The organism is Bacillus pfraonensis (assembly GCF_050768835.1).
GTDB classification, from domain to species: domain Bacteria; phylum Bacillota; class Bacilli; order Bacillales; family Bacillaceae_G; genus Bacillus_A; species Bacillus_A pfraonensis.
In genome coordinates this window covers 265,966-283,005 of the sequence record NZ_JAHCDO010000002.1, presented here as the reverse complement: position 1 = coordinate 283,005, position 17,040 = coordinate 265,966, and the positions used below count along the sequence as shown (strand labels likewise).

Genomic DNA, 17,040 nt, shown 5'->3' with positions numbered 1-17,040 from the left:
ACTAACTCCTTCCCCTATTCATTAAGCTAAACTTTCTGCTAGTCCCGGAACGCGCACTCCTCGCTCTCTCGTTAACTTTTTAAATTCTTCCGTTAACTGTTTCGTTACTTCTCCTGGTTTTCCACTTCCGATTTCTCTTGAATCCACTTTTACAACTGGAATTAATTCAGCCGCTGTTCCTGTTAAAAATACTTCATCTGCTACATATACATCGTGACGAGTAAATGGTCTTTCTTCACAAGGAATACCTAGCCTTTCACAAAGTTCAATGACACTATTCCTTGTAATCCCTTCAAGAGCCCCTAAATATGCAGGTGGCGTTACTACTTTTCCATCTTTCACAACGAACACGTTATCTCCCGATCCTTCGCAAACATACCCTTGCTGATTTAACATAAGCGCTTCTAGCACACCTGCTTGTGCTGCTTCAATCTTTACTAATACGTTATTTAAATAATTCATCGACTTAATACGTGGATCAAGTGCATCTGGCATATTTCGGCGAGACGCAACAGATACAACACTAAGACCGTTATCATAAAACTCTTGCGGGAACAACTTTAACTGTTCAGCAATGATGATGACACTTGGTTTCGTACAGCTTCTTGGGTCCAGCCCTAAATCCCCTTTTCCTCTTGAAACAATTAATCTAATATATGCATCTGCATATTCATTTTTTTGTAGTGTCTGTAAAACTGCTTGTTCCATTTCTTCGATTGACATTGGGATCGTTAGTAAAATAGATTTCGCAGATTCATATAAACGCTTTAAATGTTCTTTTAAACAAAATACATTTCCGCCGTAACTACGAATCCCCTCAAATACGCCATCTCCATACAAAAATCCATGATCATAAACAGATACAACAGCCTTTTCTTTTTCTACTAATTCTCCATTCATATAGATATACTGGTTTCCCATCCTACATCGCTCCTCTTTTTTATCTATTTATGTGCAATCCATCTTTGTATCGATTGCTGAGAAGAGAACATTTTATCTAAATCTTCTGTAAATTAATTATAAAAATATCCTCGTCTCAACAATCGATTTTCTACAAACGTGTAGCAATCCATTGCTGAGACGAGGGAATCGTGGTACCACTCAGCTTCCTTATACTTCTCGCGAAATACAAGCTCTGCAAGTCCTATTAGACTTTTGTTCTTTTATCGTGAACAACCCCGCTGCTCTCTACTCAGTTTTTTCGAGGGCAGTGCTCTGAGGTGATCTTCAACAGATACAATTGTTACCACCCTCACAGCCACGGGGTAGCTCTCTGAAACAATGTATATCGTTTACTCTCCTCTTCTTTGCATTCTTCTATTCTCTTTTCTAAAGTAAAAACTCTCGCCTCAGCAATCAATTACTACATCATAGTAGTTTTTGATTGCTGAGGCGAGAGTTTCGCGTTACCACTCAGCTTCCTTATACTTCTCACGAAATATAAGCTCTATAGGTCCTGTCAGACCCTCGTCCATTTACCGGAGACGATACCGCCGCTCTCTACTCAGTTTCCCTTTCGCAAGCGATGCTCCGAGGTGATCTTCAATGATTCGATTGTTACCACCCTCACAGCCATGGGGTAGCTCTCTGAAACTATCATAATCATCTACTTTCCTCTTCTTTGCACATACTATATATAAAAGTTAGAAAATTCTTAATTAACTTTTAAGTTGTTACACGTATTATAGGACTTTGTTCTTTTCATTGTCAACATGTTTTTTTGAATTTTTTTAAATTTATAATTTAAATATTTTTATCAAAATAAAAAAGGAATGAATCTCAATCCAACACTCATATATTACTTAAGGCTTGTCTGTTAGAAAAGCCAGCTTCATACATATGTAAATTTATTAAGGAGATGATGTGAATATGTTAAAAGGAAAAGTTGCATTGGTTACTGGGGCAAGTCGTGGAATTGGACGTGCTATTGCGAAACGCTTAGCAAACGATGGTGCGTTAGTCGCTGTTCATTATGGAAATCGTAAAAGTGATGCCGAAGAAACAGTGCAGGAAATTCAATCAAATGGCGGTTCTGCTTTTTCTATTGGAGCAAATCTTGAATCATTGCATGGTGTAGAATCTCTTTACAAATCTTTAGATTCCGAATTACAAAAGCGCACTGGTGAGACTCAATTTGATATATTAGTAAATAACGCTGGAATTGGACCTGGAGCTTTTATCGAGGAAACAACTGAAGATTTTTTTGATCAAATCGTTTCTATAAATACAAAAGCACCCTTCTTCATCATCCAACAAGCCTTGCCGCGTTTACGTGATAATAGCCGTATTGTCAATATTTCATCGGCTGCAACACGAATTTCTTTACCTGATTTCGTTGCCTATAGCATGACAAAAGGAGCAATCAACACAATGACTTTCACACTTGCAAAGCAGCTTGGAGCAAGAGGTATAACAGTGAATGCGATACTCCCAGGCTTTATTAAAACAGATATGAATGCTGAACTCCTAAGTGATCCGATGATGAAACGCTATGCAACTGAAATCTCTGCTTTCGGCCGTTTAGGAGAAGTAGAAGATATTGCAGATACTACTGCATTTCTCGCTTCTCCTGACAGTCGCTGGGTTACTGGACAATTAATTGATGTGAGCGGTGGTTCTTGCTTATAAAAAACATATAGTTTCAAATCTTTTTTATTGCGCAATAAAACAATTTATATAATACTAGATAAAACATATCTATTTAGGAGGATTACAGCAATGACAGAAAAAACATACGAACTCGCAACCTTTGCAGGCGGCTGCTTTTGGTGCATGGTAAAACCATTTGATGAACTACCTGGTATTCAAAAAGTTGTCTCAGGCTATGCTGGTGGCCATATCAAAAATCCAACATACGAACAAGTAAAATCTGGAACATCTGGACATTTAGAAGTTGTTCAAATTACATTCGATCCTTCTATTTTCCCTTATCAAAAATTACTAGATTTATATTGGCCACAAATTGATCCAACCGATGATGGAGGACAATTTTTTGACCGCGGTCCATCCTATCGTACAGCTATTTTTTATCACAATGAAACACAAAAAGAGCTAGCTGAAAAATCAAAACAAGCTTTAGTAGAAAGCTGTATGTTCAAAGATCCAATCGTGACGGAAATTCGTCCAGCGGCTCCTTTCTTTGAAGCTGAAGAATACCATCAACATTTTTATAAAAAGAATCCAGAGAAATATGCCCAGGAACGTAAAGAATCTGGCCGTGAAGACTTTATTAAAGAGAATTGGCAACAAAAATAATAAATGAGCACCTTTAAGACCAATGAAAAATTGTTTCATCGGTCTTTTTTTATTTCAGTATAATAATTATCTTTTTACTTATTCACTTCATTTTTCAACTGCAGCGCAATTAAACTAGCAAAATCATGTACAAGCGTGGCCGCTAAAAGCGACGTAATTTGCGATTGATCATATGGCGGTAATACTTCTACTAAGTCAAAACCAATATAATTAAAACCGCTTAATGAACGTACCATATTCAGTGTCTCTCGACTATTAAATCCCCCTACCTCGAGTGTACCTGTACCTGGCGCACACGATGGATCTACAAAATCAATATCAAATGTTAAGAAACAGGGTGTATCGCCAATCGTTTCTCTCATTTGCTGAAGAACGCTTTCAAAACCACGATTACATAGTTCCGCTGTTGTAATGACGTTATATCCTAAATCGCTACTAGCATCTATATCACCAGGATGATTCAATGTTCCGCGAATTCCAATTTGGAATACTTTATCTGGCTGTAATAACCCTTCCTCATGTGCACGAATAAATGGAGAACCGTGCCAATATTTTTCTTCATAATATGTATCCCATGTATCTGTGTGTGAGTCAAAATGAATCATCGCAACTGGACCATGAACTTTTGCTGCTGCACGTAAACTTGCTAATGTAACTGAATGATCTCCACCAAGCCCGATTGGAATGATTCCTTGCTTCATTAACCCAAAAACAGCTTCTTCAATTAAATCATAGCTGCGATGAATATTATGTGGGATGACAGAAACATCTCCAATATCAATCGCGTTTGTGTCATCAAATGGATATACATGGTGAATTGGATGATATGGAAACAACGTCATTGATGCTTGTCGAATGGCTTGCGGGGCAAAACGCGCACCAACGCGAAATGAAGCTGCCGTATCAAATGGCATTCCTAGTATAGCAACCTTAGCTTGATCATGACTTGAAGGCAATCTCATAAATGAACCTGTCGTACAAAATTCTGGTTTTACATCTGGCGTTAATGGATATTTCATTCCTCATTTCCCCTTTTAAACATGATTTTTACATCCAAAAGAAACTTTCCTTAATTACATTTTCTTTTATTACAATGCAAAAATTATGCCATGTAAAAAATGACCCTTTTCCTACTGTTCATCTTTTTTATCTATGCACAATTGAATAATTCATGCCTTATTGAATAGAATGTTACTCTTATATAACAAAAATGCCCCTATTCATAACAGGAGCATTCTTTACTTTCTATTCTAACTAACCAGTCGTGTAATTCTTTTCTTCTGCCATGAAAATTTATAATACCCATATTGTAAAACTAAACTTACAATAAACGCTGCTGGATATCCAATCCATATACCTTCTATACCAAGATCCGTATGGTATGATAAGAAATAAGCAACCGGTACTTCCACAAGCCAAATCGATACCACGCCGATAATGGTCGGCCATAGTACGGTTCCGCTCGCCCGCATCGTTGCACCAATAATTTGTGCATGACCGAAAATTAAATAACTCCAAAGCGTAATCATAACTAAACTATGAGCAATTTCAATTGTATCTGGACTTGTGAGGAAGAGTGATAAGACCTCTCTTGAGAACATGTAAATAAGAGCAATTAATACACCGCCAATAATATAGTTCATCACAATTCCTGCTCGAACAACTTTCTGCAGCCTATCAAATTGATTCGCACCAATGGATTGCGCGGCAAAAATGGATACTGTAATTCCAAGACTGACCGCTGGCATTTGTACATAACTTGCTACTTGGTTTACAACTCCATAGGCTGCGGTCGCATCAGAACCGAAGCGATTTACAAATGCAATTACGGCAATTTCAGATAACGAAACTAAAATCATATTGATACTTGCAGGAATACCGAGGCGTAATAATAACTTTAATAAATCCCAATCCATACGAAGATACTTCCGAACTGTCGCATCCAATTGCAATGGATGACTTTTCTTTTTTAAATAAATCAGCATGACAACAAATGTTATAACTGTTGATATAACAGAGGCATAAGCTGCTCCATAAACATCAAGTTTCGGCATTCCTAACCAACCAAAAATAAGAATAGGCAATAATAGCATGTTCAATACTGTACTAACTATTAAAAAGTAAAATGGCGTTTTGGAATCTCCTGTACCTCGCATAAATGTTGTATATGCAAAATATAAGAATAAGACTGGCATTGAAATAAATAAAATACGTGCATAGTGAACACTCATACCAATAATGTTTTCTGGCGTCCCCATAAGACGCATAATATCCATGGCAAATACACTTCCTACTACTGCCAAAACAACTCCTATGATAAACGTAAATGTAAGTGTTGTACCAACAATAGCCTTTAAACGCTCCTCATTACGCGCTCCAAAAGCCTGACCAATTAAAATGGAACTACCAGATCCGATTCCAATTACAAACGAAACAAGTAAGAAAAACAATGGAAAGAATGCTGAAATAGCAGCTAAATCTTGTTCACCAAGCCATCGTCCTACCACTACCATCCCAAACAACTGTCCAACTGATTGTAATACATTACTTAAAAGTAAGGGAACTAAAAACATGGACATTGATTTCCATATCGACTTCCCTTCCTTTTGTTGATTTTGTGATTCTACACCTTCTTGGGTGTTATTTATAGGTGATTCCAAACCTCATTGCTCCTTTTGTTAAGAAGTTTCCTGAATATATCAAAGTTCTCTATATAAAAGATGAAAAAATAATATCATCTTTTTTGTTACCTCTTTCTCTGTAAATTATTTTCTCAACCTCTCAATAAAATCATGTAACTTATCTAGCGAAGTCATATTCTGGTTACACGCTGTACTATCTTGGCAAATATAGTTCCCTTTTTTGACAAAAGTACCTGGTATATCCCCTTTTATTTCAACTAGAAACATACCTACTTCTTCATGACCATGGCACAATGCACAAATGCCTTTTTTGTTTATACTTTGAAATGTGCCTTGCAAACCAACAAGCTTATTTTTATTTTTTGCTATAATAAACTTTCTGCCTGTTCCTTTATCAATCCAACCTAAATATGACATTTCTTTCATATTTATTTCGTCCATTTCAGGAAGTTTCAGCTTTTTAGCTTTAGGAAATAATTTTTTTAACGCTTGCGGTGTAACTTCCTGAAAAGGAATAACATATCGATTTAACTTGAGTAAAAACGCTTCTGCATCCTCCCTATTTTCAACCGTCAAAATCGTATCAATTAATTCTTTCTGTTCATCGGTAAGATTTTCAAAAACATGTAACACTTTTTCTATCGCGAGAGACTTCAGAGCAGCAATAACTCCTCTATCATTTGCCGTGGCATGTCCATGCGCTAAAATATGAGTTTGTAATTTTATAAAATTATATTGATCACTTCTAATAAATGCTTCCATTGCTATCACTCCATACAAATTGTTAATCTTTTTTTATTGTATACAATACACTTATTTTATAAAATGCCGAAAACCGTTCATAAACAAAGTATACATAAAAAGCACTGATTATTTCCAATCAAATAATCAGTGCTTTTTATTATGATTTTGAATACACGATTTTTTTTATCGTTTCCGTAGAAAGAAAGTATTCCTCCGCTAATTGATCAATAGAAGTTCCATTTTTAAAAGCATCTTTAATTTCTCTATTCCGCGTATCAATTTGCTTTCTTCCACCAGACCGTGTACCCCATTTATAATGCGCAGTTTCTTGTTTTGGAATGTAAATTGTTTCACCTTGGACATACTTTTGGATTTCTACAATTAAGCTTTCTGGTAAAACAGCCGCTGCTTTTACGTATCTCATTTCTGCTCGCCCCTTATTTTTTCTGATTCATTTCAATAAGGTGCAAAGCCAAATATAAAAAATGATACGAGCTCATTTTGGCGATTGTATATTACTTGTCTACCTCACGCAAAGTATCGCCATTTCCATACTTGGCTTTGCATGAGACGCTGCAGTGTCTGGCAATTGTGTTGTAATCGCCATATGAACACCTCCTAATATACCTTTTGATTCTTATTATATGACAACTTTTTCTTTCTTGCATCCTAATGATTTTTAAACAAGCAGCAATACATTTATTTTGATATAATACGTAAGAATTGAAATTAAAGACAATGTGAGGTCGCTTTATGAAAAAAAGAATCATTATATCAGCAATTGTACTCTTAGCTATTTTTCTGTCACTATACGGAACCTATAAATTAATGAACTCAAGAACCTATCAGTTATTTGGTGAATTAACAAATCGAGTAGACACAAATCAAAAAGTGATTGCTCTAACCTTTGATGATGGACCTACAAAAAATGTAGAAAAGATATTACCACTCTTACATAAATATAATGCGAAAGCTACTTTTTTTGTTATTGGAAATGAATTAGAGAAAAACTTAAAATTAGGACGGGCAATCGTAAAATCTGGACATCAACTTGGAAATCATACATATTCTCATAATCGAATGATTTTTAAGACACCTTCTTTTATTAAAGAAGAAGTTGCAAAAACAAATACATTGATTCGCGCAGCAGGATATACAGATCAAATTGATTTCCGGCCACCGAATGGAAAAAAACTAATCGGTTTGCCTTACTATTTAAACAAACAACATATCGAAACAATTACATGGGATCTTGAACCCGATACGTATTACTCTTCTCCTGCCGACCAAATAAACTATGTAAATAAACATGTAACACCAGGTTCTATCATTTTGTTACATTCGATGTACGACGATTCTGGTAATGCCCTACAAACTATTGAAGGTATTTTAGATTCTTTATCAAAACAAGGCTATCAATTTGTAACTGTAAATGAATTACAAACAAGATAATTCTACAGTGAAAATTCCCTAGCATCATGTTATGCTAGGGAATTTTGTATTTTAAATTACTCCAATTACATTTAAAAACACGATTATAATTGCAATTGGTGCTATATAGCGAAGCAAGAATAACCATAGTACAAATAATTTATATCCTTTATTTTTACTTACACCAAGTTCTCTCATTAATACATCTTTCTTCATCTTTAATGGAACAAAAATCGCAACTAACAATACTCCAAGCGGCATAAGTACGTTACTTACTGCAAAGTCTGCTAAATCAAAGACTGTTTTTCCGAAGAGCTTCACATCACTTAATACACCATACGATAATGCTGATGGAATTCCCACCACAAAGATTAATAACCCAACAATCAATGCCATTTTTTCGCGCTTCCCTTTACCTTTTGTTGTTAAAGAAGCAACGCTGATTTCTAACATAGAAATTGCTGATGTGATAGTGGCAAAGAAAAATAACAATAAGAAAATAATGAAAAATAGTTTTCCAAATGCCATTTTACTGAAAATAGCTGGTAGTACAATAAACAATAACCCTGGACCTTGAGATGGTTCCATCCCAAATGCGAATACAACTGGGAAAATCGCAAGCCCCGCAAGCAATGTAATCACAAGTGTTAAACCAACAATTGAAAATGCTGAACGTGGTAAGCTTTCTTCTTTCGGCAAGTATGAACTATACGTTACCATTACGGCTACACCGACTGATAATGAGAAGAATGATTGTCCCATCGCATATAAAACAATCTCAGACGTTACGTGCGAGAAATCCGGTTGTAAGAAGAAGCGAACACCTTCTCCTGCTCCATCTAGTGTAAGTGCACGAACAATCAACACAAAGAATAAAACGAATAGTGCTGGCATAAAGTATTTATTTACCTTTTCTACACCGTTTTGTACGCCTTTACTTACGATAAAAATAGTAATAAGAATAAATAATAGCTGTGATCCAACTGCTAAATATGGGTTGGAAATGATTTCACCAAATGTTGCTTCATATGCACCGTTTCCTTCCCATAGTCTCCCTGTAATTGCATTCCATAAATATAATAAAATCCATCCGCCGACAACACTGTAAAAAGAAAGCAATATGAAACATGTTACAATTCCTAATTTACCAAGCCACGGCCATAATGTTTTAGGAGCGATTTCTCTATATGCATCAACAGCCTCTTTTTGCGTGCTTCTTCCAATCACAAATTCTGCTAATAATAAAGGTAAACCAATCAGTAAAGTAAAACCGATGAAAATAAGAAAGAACGCACCGCCCCCTCCAATACCGGCCATATATGGGAACTTCCAAATTGCGCCAAGACCAATCGCTGAACCTGCTGCAGCTAAAACGAAACCTAATTTCGATGTCCATTGCTGTGAATTCATCTTTCTGTCTCCTCTCTTCTTCTATTTTTTCTTTTTATGACATTTCATCCTTATATCTATTGTTCTATCCTCTTCTCTTTCTAATGCAATCACTTCCTTTCAGAAATAAAAAATCGTCCCTACGAAAACGTAGGGACGATAAAAATATCGCGGTACCACCCTAGTTGTGAAGAATACTAAGAAACTACCAAAATAAAAAATGTCCCTACGTAAATACGTAGGGACGATAAAATATCGCGGTACCACCCTAGTTATGAAGATACAACACAAGTAAGACCTAAATAAAAAACGTCCCTACGTAAATACGTAGGGACGATATATATCGCGGTACCACCCTAGTTGTGAAAAAAATTCTTCACCACTTTATTTGATAACGGTATACACTACCGTCTTTCATTTCCTCACAATATGAGATTTATGAAAGATGCTCCAGGACGAACTTCATGAATAATCTATATACTGATTCACACCAACCACCAGCTCTCTGATATAGGGAGATTTTCACTACTTTACCCTTTCATTGCCCAAATATTATTTTCCGAATTGATTACTATCATTTTTATCATACATTAAAAATAGTGTCAACTAATTTTTTGAATTTTTATGTATTATACTCCTATTTTTCGCTATAAAAATTCAAAATCTGACTTTTCCATGAATACTATTACATCACTTATGGTTTATACTTTATTAAATACATCAGCAGGTTTATAGTAATATAGGATGGTTGTATGAGAGCACGAGTAGGAGGAAAGGTTTTGTCTACTTCAAAAGTTTTAAAAGGAACCGCTTTACTAAGTGGTGCCACAATGATTTCACGTATTTTAGGTTTTATATACTTCTTCCCTTTTCAACTATTAGTTGGCGAACAGGGGGTTGCTTTATATGCGTATGCATATTCTTGGTACGGCATCTTACTTAGCTTTTCAACAGCTGGCATTCCAATTGCCGTGTCAAAATTTGTTGCTAAATATAATGCATTAGGTGACTATAACACAAGTAAGAAACTGTATAATTCTAGTGTAAAAATCATGCTGCTTATGGGGTTCGCTGGATTTTTAATCTTATTTATCGGAGCGCCTTACGTATCACAGTTTATTATTCGCTCAAAAACACCAGATCCGGGATTTATCGCTGATGTAACACTGACAATGCGAGCACTAAGTTTCGCACTTATTCTTGTTCCAGCGATGAGTGTCACACGTGGATACTTCCAAGGGTTCCAACATATGAAGCCAAGTGCTGTTTCTCAAGTTGTAGAACAAATTGCACGCGTTGTTTTCATTTTAGTGGGTAGTTTTATCGTTTCAAAATTATTAGGTGGGTCTGTTGCTTCTTCCGTTGCAGTTGCTACATTTGGTGCGGTTATCGGAGCAATTGCCAGCGTTTCAATTTTAATCATGTATTGGAAAAAATATAATCATTTGAAACCACCTACAGGCGAACGAAAAACAAGAGCTTCAAACGTTTCATTAAAAAACATTTATATGGAGCTACTTCGTTACGCAATCCCCATTGTTTTCGTAGGAATCGCTATTCCACTTTATACTTTAGTGGATCAATATACAGTTGCTGACGCACTAAGAGCAATTGGGACACCGCTTGAAACAGCTAACGCGATTTTTGCTTATATAACGAACTATGCCCAAAAATTAATTATGATTCCGGCTTCACTCGCAACTGGATTTTCACTTACAATTATTCCAGCGATAACAAAATCATTTACAAGCGGGAAATTAGAAGAATTACAAGAACAAATCACAAAGATTTTCCAAGTGCTATTGTTCTTTACAATCCCTGCTGCTTTTGGACTTGCTAGCATCGCATACGATGCATTCCGCATGGTATATATGAGTTCTGATACAGCTTTAGGTGGGTCTCAATATTTAATTTCTTATGCACCATCAGCTGTATTAAGTGCGATTTTCACTGTTTCAGCAGCTATTTTACAAGGCATTGATTATCAACGAAAAACAATGATTGCCTTCTCCATTGGTATTCTTGTAAAAGTTATAGTGAATACACCACTTCTATACTTATTAGGTGGACATGGTGCCGTACTTGGAACAATTCTTGGATATCTTATTTCTGATATCATTATGCTATATTGCATTGTCAAATTTGCGAAGTTTGATATTGCCGAAACAGCTAAAACAGTATTTCTTATTACCATTTACTCGGCAGCAATGTCCGCTGTCGTAATGGGATTAAAAGCGATTATCGGATGGCTAATTCCTGGACAACCTTATATTGAATCATTACTCATCGTTATCATATGCGGCGCGGTTGGAGGAGTTGTTTATCTCGCTTTCGTATTAACAAGTGGTCTAGCATCCCATATCCTTGGTGATCGAATTAGTCGTTTACCCGTATTAAAAAAATTAGTAAAATAAAACAAAGAAGAGGTGTAACTTATATGAATGTTACACCTCTTCTTTCGTTATTAAATTATTCCTTATAGGGAGGAACCCATGACAAAAGTATGGATTCAAAAAGAAGAAATGAATGAGCATTTTTTAGACAAACTCAATCGTTCTTTAAAAATAGATGGGCATATAAGTGCTATTTATTTTATGAGTAAAGGTATTGAAGGAGATTATGTTGAACACAATAAAGCACTTTTGCAAAATTTCTTAATTACCCACAATACATACCCTCTATACCTTACATTTGCTTATTACGATGACTATGAAGCGATACAATCTACACTTGATACATTAGGTATCATCTATACGCTAACTTTCTTAGATGAAGTACAGACATATTGGACTTCTGGCCAACATATACACTATCCCCCACCTTGCTTTACAATACAAATTGATAATTCAAATGTATTGGCACTCGCTTTAGAAAAAACATTTTGGCTAGCGTCTCAAAATGAGTTTTATGCAATCTCTAATTCTAAAAATCTATCTTTTTCATTAGAAACGATCTATGAGTTTAGGAGGAAGAAAGAGCGTTCAGTTCCCTACTTCAAAATAGAAAAGGACACCACCTTTATTACAATTGCTCACGATGGTTTAGGTTATTATTTATTTTCTAATCTAGAAAAATATTCAACATTAGAAAGTTTATGTGCTAATTTACCTAAAGGAACAACGCTCGAGGACATAGACTAAAATTATACTCTTAAAATACAAAAAAGAGATTGTATATGGCATACAATCTCTTTTAATACGTTGCTTACTCAAACAATCCCATACTTAAATAACGTTCTCCCGTATCAGGCGCAATACATAACACTTTCTTACCAGCACCTAATCGTTTCGCTATCATAATTGCGGCATAGACGGAAGCCCCTGAAGAGGATCCTACTAGTATCCCTTCTTGTTTTGCTAGATTTCTCATTGTACTAAGCGCTTCTTCATCAGCGATTTGAATGATTTCATTATATATTTCCGTATTTAAGTTTTTTGGAATAAATCCCGGGCTTGTTCCAACTAATTTATGAGGACCCGGCACACCACCAGATAAAACAGGAGATCCTTTCGGTTCAACTACTGCAATATATAAATTTGGTAGTTTCTCTTTCAATGTTTCTCCCGTTCCTGTAATGGTTCCACCTGTTCCAGCAGTTGCTACAAATGCATCTAATTCCCCACCCATTTGTTCATAAATTTCAAGAGCTGTTGTATAGCGATGAATGTTCGGGTTTGCTGGGTTTTCAAATTGCTGCGGAATAAAGCTATTTGGTATTTCTTTTTGCAGTTCTACTGCTTTTGCAATTGCTCCTGGCATTCTTTGTTCTGCCGGCGTTAACACAACTTCTGCCCCATATGCCTTTAGCAAATTAATCCTTTCTTTTGACATATTATCCGGCATAATTAAAATGGCTTTGTATCCTTTCGCAGCTGCATTCATTGCTAAACCAATTCCCGTGTTCCCACTTGTTGGTTCAATAATCGTATCACCTGGCTTAATGAGACCTTGCTCTTCCGCCATATAAATTAAATTGTACGCAGCGCGGTCTTTCACACTCCGAGATGGGTTAAACATTTCTAATTTCACGTATACATCAGCTGCATCTTCTGGAACAAATCGTGATAATCGTACGACTGGTGTATCTCCAATTAATTCTGTAACATTGTGACATAGTTTCATAGCGTATCCCCTATTCTATCGTGATTTTCGATCACTTGGTAGTAACCATGATGTAAGTCCGATTAACGGTAAACAACTACATAATATCATAATAAATTGTAGACTATACACGTCTGCTAATTTTCCAAGAACAACGGCACCTAATGCTCCAAGCCCAAATGCAAGACCGACAATTAAGCCTGACACCATTCCAACTTTTCCAGGAACAAGCTCTTGTGCGTAAACAACGATAACGCTAAAGCTACTAGAACTAATAAAACCGATACATAAAAATAACGGTACAACCCATGCTAAAGAAACATACGGTAATAAAAGTGCAAGTGGTGCAGAACCTAGCATGGAAAATACGATAATATTTTTCTTACCAAATCGATCTGCCAAAGGTCCACCAAAGAATGTGCCAAGCACCCCAGCAATCATAAATGCAAACACAAAGTACTGCGCATTTTTAATAGACAAGCCGTAATGCTCTATTAAATAGAATTGATAGAAATTCCCGATGCCAGCTCCATACCAAGAACGAACAAAGGTTAAGAAAACAAGAAGAACAATTACAAATTTAATATGTGTACTCACAATTGCATTTTCAGCCTCAAGTGCAGCTCTTTTCTTTCTTCGTACTGCACCATTTACTAACTCATTTTTGTACCAGTTTGAAACGAAAGTTAATAGTACAATACCTACCGCTGCAAAAGCTGTAAATCCCAGTGATCCAATTTGCCCAAACGGAACAAAAATTAGCGCTGTAAAAATTGGTGCAAGAGAATTCCCTGTATTCCCTCCTACTTGATAAATGGACTGCGCTAACCCACGTTTCGCACCCGCTGCCATATAAGCAACGCGTGCTCCTTCAGGATGAAAGACCGCTGATCCTAATCCAATAAATAGAACAGAAATAATAACGATAATAAAGTTTGGTGCGAACGCAAGTCCAATCATCCCAAGCATACTTGAAAACATACCTAGTGGTAGTAAAAATGGTGATGGTTTCTTATCTGAATACATCCCAAATACCGGTTGCATAATCGATGATGTCATATTGAGTGCAAATGCAATCCACCCTACCTGCATATAGGACAAATTCATCGATTTTTCCAAAATAGGAAATAGCGCTGGTACAACAGCCTGCATCGAGTCATTTAAAAAATGACCGAAACTAATTGCAAATAAAATGCGATAAATTGTAGGTGAGGCTACTGTATTTTCCTTTGACACCGCCTGCATAGTTCCCTCTCTCCTTCCCTAAAAACAGAAAGTATAACTTATTAACAGTACACTTACTGTAATATGTAATAAGTTCTGATTTTTGAAATATTTCCTATTCTATAATGGTTTTATCTCTTTTTCCAGTAACACAACTCCGTTTTAATATTCATATATATAATTGTTATACCAAAATAATATACATTAGGTTTAATCGTGGATACTTCTGTCTTTTTTACACTGAAATACAGATAAAATGTAGAAACAAACTAAAAAAATTATGGAAAACATTTCTTTTTCATACCTTTAGCAACTGATAAATGGTGACCTCCCCACATCAATATTGCTTATCATATGAAAAAGTACATCACTCAATTAGTCGTGATGTACTCTTTATTTTTGAATACCGTTCAAACTTATTCAGCTATGTCCAATTCTCTTTTTTCTTTTAAAAGTTTTTGAAATTCTATTTCTAATTCTTCAGACGGTTCAATACTTAAGCGACTTAGCACTTCCGATATTTTTGTGTCAAGTAAAAGAAGCTTATCTTCTTTCGTATCTCGCGTCTTTTCCACTTGACCTAGTTTATATTGCTGATACGTTCCATCAAATAACTTAATTTCTTGATCATGAATCGCTAAAATTCGTGTAGCGATATTTTCAATGAACCGGCGATCATGTGAAACAAAGATTACACTCCCTTCGTACTCTTTTAAAAGAGATTCTAACGCTTCAACAGCTGCCATATCAAGAAAGTTTGTCGGTTCATCTAAAACTAACGTATTAATATCACTTAAAAATAGCTTTGTTAATGCTACTTTCACTCGTTCACCGCCACTCAAAACTCCTACAAGTTTATAAACATCATCTCTGAAGAAATGCATTCTCGCAAGAACCGTTCGAATCAATGTTTCATCCTGCTTTGAAGAGGACTGTACATTTTCGATAATTGATTTTTCCGTATCTAATATGTTTAAATTTTGACTAAAATAGCCGATTTTCACAGCTGGAGAAAGCCTAATACCGTACTCTTGATTCATAATTTTTTTGACAAGTGTCGTTTTCCCACTCCCATTTGAACCGATAATTGCTAACTTATCCCCACCTCGAATATGAAAACTCGTTTTGCTCCAAAGTACACGCTCACCAACTTTTCCAGTTACATCATTTACACGAACAATAATTCGATTTTTAAATGTTTCTGCATTCGGCAAGTTCATCTTAAGCGGCAGAATTTCTTTTACTTTTTCTACCTTTTCAAGCTTTTCTAATCTCGTTTCAATGGCCGATGCTGTTTTTTGTAACTTCTTTTGCTTTTTTGCGAAGTATGGCTTTGCTCCTGTAATTTTCGCTTCTGACTTACTCACCTTTTTTGGAGTCTTTGTTGCTCTTTCCGCTTTTTTCTCCTTTAACTTCAATGCTTCTTCCAACTGCCTTTTCTTTTTCTCATACTTTTCATACGCTAATTGTTCTTGATTGAGCTCTATTTCCTTTTGTTTTACATAATCGCTATAGTTGCCTGTATACTCTTTTATCTTTCCTTCATCCAATTCCCATATCGTTGTACAAAGAGCATCTAAAAATGCACGGTCATGTGAAATAATGATAAATGCTCCTTGCCGCTTTTTCAGCTTCTTCTCCAACCATTCAATATGTTCTGTATCGAGGTTTGTTGTCGGTTCATCTGCAAGTAACAGCTCTGGATCTTTAATGAGAGCCTTTTGAATATATTCTTGCGTCACTTCCCCACCACTTTTTGTTGTATCTGTTCGTTTCAGCTGGGGTAAAAGTTCACAACGAGTATGTTGAGTCACTTTCCCTTCTTCTGGAGAAATCTTTTCAGCTAGAATTTGAAGTAACGTCGTTTTCCCGCTTCCATTTCTACCGACTAACCCAATTCGAGCATTTTGCTGAATTTGCAGTTGATCCACATCTAATAATAAACGATCCTGTACATAGTACTTTATATGATTTGCTTCTAATAAAAACATAGTAACATCTCCTTTTTATCAAGTTTAGGAGACAAAAAATGCCCCCTATATCCATTCAGAATAGGAGGCATAAATCATTATATAGGTGTACACCAAAAGAGACTACCCCTTTTAGATCCAACTATACAAAGCCAATCCTATTCTGAAAAACGCAAATTGAAGGCATCACAAATAACAGCGTAATCGTCTGCTAAAAAACCTTCAATTGTTTGCTTTCGTAAATAGGATTAGTACTTCATGTAATTGGGTCACCCTTCCGTTCT

Annotated in this window: 14 protein-coding genes and 2 other annotated features; of the genes, 5 read left to right on the top strand and 9 right to left on the bottom strand. The window is 35.9% G+C overall.

From position 1 onward, the window contains the following. Positions 1 to 21: 21 nt before the first annotated feature. Positions 22 to 921: a branched-chain-amino-acid transaminase gene (ilvE, locus tag KFD70_RS02680; RefSeq protein ID WP_336451961.1), complete on the bottom strand. Its 900-nt coding sequence runs from the start codon at positions 919 to 921 to the stop codon at positions 22 to 24. Positions 922 to 1,385: 464 nt separating this feature from the next. After that, positions 1,386 to 1,631, bottom strand: a binding site (T-box leader). A gap of 238 nt (positions 1,632 to 1,869) precedes the next feature. On the opposite strand from ilvE, the gene KFD70_RS02675 reads away from it, so the two are divergent. Further along, positions 1,870 to 2,628: an SDR family oxidoreductase gene (locus tag KFD70_RS02675; protein WP_336451960.1), complete on the top strand. Its 759-nt coding sequence runs from the start codon at positions 1,870 to 1,872 to the stop codon at positions 2,626 to 2,628. A gap of 90 nt (positions 2,629 to 2,718) precedes the next feature. Further along, complete coding sequence (gene msrA / locus KFD70_RS02670; protein WP_336451959.1) at positions 2,719 to 3,255, top strand: peptide-methionine (S)-S-oxide reductase MsrA; 537 nt, start codon at positions 2,719 to 2,721, stop codon at positions 3,253 to 3,255. A gap of 74 nt (positions 3,256 to 3,329) precedes the next feature. Here msrA and speB read toward each other — a convergent pair whose 3' ends face one another. The 4 genes from speB to KFD70_RS02650 form a co-directional block, all read right to left on the bottom strand. After that, a complete protein-coding gene (speB, locus tag KFD70_RS02665; protein ID WP_336451958.1) occupies positions 3,330 to 4,274 on the bottom strand; it encodes an agmatinase in 945 nt (314 codons plus the stop codon). A 231-nt stretch (positions 4,275 to 4,505) separates the two neighbouring features. Next, positions 4,506 to 5,834: an MATE family efflux transporter gene (locus KFD70_RS02660; RefSeq protein WP_420792343.1), complete on the bottom strand. Its 1,329-nt coding sequence runs from the start codon at positions 5,832 to 5,834 to the stop codon at positions 4,506 to 4,508. Positions 5,835 to 6,020: 186 nt separating this feature from the next. Then, complete coding sequence (locus KFD70_RS02655) at positions 6,021 to 6,659, bottom strand: FusB/FusC family EF-G-binding protein (RefSeq protein WP_336451956.1); 639 nt, start codon at positions 6,657 to 6,659, stop codon at positions 6,021 to 6,023. Positions 6,660 to 6,798: 139 nt separating this feature from the next. Continuing rightward, positions 6,799 to 7,065 (bottom strand): CD3324 family protein, encoded by a 267-nt coding sequence (locus tag KFD70_RS02650; protein ID WP_336451955.1) that lies wholly within the window; start codon positions 7,063 to 7,065, stop codon positions 6,799 to 6,801. A gap of 329 nt (positions 7,066 to 7,394) precedes the next feature. On the opposite strand from KFD70_RS02650, the gene KFD70_RS02645 reads away from it, so the two are divergent. Next, on the top strand, positions 7,395 to 8,093 hold the full coding sequence (locus KFD70_RS02645) for a polysaccharide deacetylase family protein (protein WP_336451954.1): 699 nt from the start codon (positions 7,395 to 7,397) through the stop codon (positions 8,091 to 8,093). 51 nt (positions 8,094 to 8,144) lie between these two features. Here the strand turns inward: KFD70_RS02645 and KFD70_RS02640 are convergent, their stop codons facing one another. After that, positions 8,145 to 9,482: a sodium-dependent transporter gene (locus KFD70_RS02640; protein WP_336451953.1), complete on the bottom strand. Its 1,338-nt coding sequence runs from the start codon at positions 9,480 to 9,482 to the stop codon at positions 8,145 to 8,147. A 305-nt stretch (positions 9,483 to 9,787) separates the two neighbouring features. After that, positions 9,788 to 10,012, bottom strand: a binding site (T-box leader). Between the two features lie 228 nt (positions 10,013 to 10,240). Here KFD70_RS02640 and KFD70_RS02635 point away from each other — a divergent pair. Continuing rightward, complete coding sequence (locus tag KFD70_RS02635; protein ID WP_336451952.1) at positions 10,241 to 11,875, top strand: putative polysaccharide biosynthesis protein; 1,635 nt, start codon at positions 10,241 to 10,243, stop codon at positions 11,873 to 11,875. 78 nt (positions 11,876 to 11,953) lie between these two features. Further along, positions 11,954 to 12,601 (top strand): hypothetical protein, encoded by a 648-nt coding sequence (locus tag KFD70_RS02630; RefSeq protein ID WP_336451951.1) that lies wholly within the window; start codon positions 11,954 to 11,956, stop codon positions 12,599 to 12,601. 64 nt (positions 12,602 to 12,665) lie between these two features. Here the strand turns inward: KFD70_RS02630 and cysK are convergent, their stop codons facing one another. The 3 genes from cysK to KFD70_RS02615 form a co-directional block, all read right to left on the bottom strand. Continuing rightward, entirely contained in the window at positions 12,666 to 13,583 is a 918-nt protein-coding gene (cysK, locus tag KFD70_RS02625) for a cysteine synthase A (protein ID WP_336451950.1), read from the bottom strand. A gap of 15 nt (positions 13,584 to 13,598) precedes the next feature. Then, a complete protein-coding gene (locus tag KFD70_RS02620; protein WP_336451949.1) occupies positions 13,599 to 14,807 on the bottom strand; it encodes an MFS transporter in 1,209 nt (402 codons plus the stop codon). Positions 14,808 to 15,202: 395 nt separating this feature from the next. Continuing rightward, positions 15,203 to 16,777 (bottom strand): Vga family ABC-F type ribosomal protection protein, encoded by a 1,575-nt coding sequence (locus KFD70_RS02615; protein WP_336451948.1) that lies wholly within the window; start codon positions 16,775 to 16,777, stop codon positions 15,203 to 15,205. Between the last annotated feature and the right edge of the window lie 263 nt (positions 16,778 to 17,040).

What these genes read in the sequence shown, in the direction of transcription:
- ilvE (WP_336451961.1), bottom strand. Translation starts at nt 921, where the DNA reads ATGGGAAACCAGTATATCTATATGAATGGAGAATTAGTAGAAAAAGAA.
- KFD70_RS02675 (WP_336451960.1), top strand. Translation starts at nt 1,870, where the DNA reads ATGTTAAAAGGAAAAGTTGCATTGGTTACTGGGGCAAGTCGTGGAATT.
- msrA (WP_336451959.1), top strand. Translation starts at nt 2,719, where the DNA reads ATGACAGAAAAAACATACGAACTCGCAACCTTTGCAGGCGGCTGCTTT.
- speB (WP_336451958.1), bottom strand. Translation starts at nt 4,274, where the DNA reads ATGAAATATCCATTAACGCCAGATGTAAAACCAGAATTTTGTACGACA.
- KFD70_RS02660 (WP_420792343.1), bottom strand. Translation starts at nt 5,834, where the DNA reads ATGTCCATGTTTTTAGTTCCCTTACTTTTAAGTAATGTATTACAATCA.
- KFD70_RS02655 (WP_336451956.1), bottom strand. Translation starts at nt 6,659, where the DNA reads ATGGAAGCATTTATTAGAAGTGATCAATATAATTTTATAAAATTACAA.
- KFD70_RS02650 (WP_336451955.1), bottom strand. Translation starts at nt 7,065, where the DNA reads ATGAGATACGTAAAAGCAGCGGCTGTTTTACCAGAAAGCTTAATTGTA.
- KFD70_RS02645 (WP_336451954.1), top strand. Translation starts at nt 7,395, where the DNA reads ATGAAAAAAAGAATCATTATATCAGCAATTGTACTCTTAGCTATTTTT.
- KFD70_RS02640 (WP_336451953.1), bottom strand. Translation starts at nt 9,482, where the DNA reads ATGAATTCACAGCAATGGACATCGAAATTAGGTTTCGTTTTAGCTGCA.
- KFD70_RS02630 (WP_336451951.1), top strand. Translation starts at nt 11,954, where the DNA reads ATGACAAAAGTATGGATTCAAAAAGAAGAAATGAATGAGCATTTTTTA.
- cysK (WP_336451950.1), bottom strand. Translation starts at nt 13,583, where the DNA reads ATGAAACTATGTCACAATGTTACAGAATTAATTGGAGATACACCAGTC.
- KFD70_RS02620 (WP_336451949.1), bottom strand. Translation starts at nt 14,807, where the DNA reads ATGCAGGCGGTGTCAAAGGAAAATACAGTAGCCTCACCTACAATTTAT.
- KFD70_RS02615 (WP_336451948.1), bottom strand. Translation starts at nt 16,777, where the DNA reads ATGTTTTTATTAGAAGCAAATCATATAAAGTACTATGTACAGGATCGT.